The organism is Campylobacter sp. US50a, assembly GCF_004379015.1.
GTDB lineage: Bacteria > Campylobacterota > Campylobacteria > Campylobacterales > Campylobacteraceae > Campylobacter_D > Campylobacter_D jejuni.
In genome coordinates this window covers 1-234 of sequence record NZ_RYYJ01000116.1, presented here as the reverse complement: position 1 = coordinate 234, position 234 = coordinate 1, and the positions used below count along the sequence as shown (strand labels likewise).

The window sequence follows — 234 nt, the reverse complement described above, 5'->3', positions numbered from 1 at the left end:
AATGTCAGATTGGCTATTAGAACATATTTTACATCATGATGTTATGATAGGAAATTGGCTTTCAGAGCAATTATTAGCCAAACAAGAAGAAGAGCTAGAAAAACTTCAACAAGAGGATCTTCAACAAGAAAAACAATATGAAAACAATCCAAATCCAAGCCCTCCTCAAATCAAAAAAGAATACGATTTTATCTATTCTTGCCCTTGTAGAACAAATCACTTTCTTTCCTATAT

1 pseudogene is annotated in these 234 nt (G+C 31.6%); it reads left to right on the top strand.

The features are described 5' to 3' along the window. A pseudogene (locus tag ELQ11_RS09860) lies at positions 1-234 on the top strand (hemerythrin family non-heme iron protein); the annotation flags it as partial.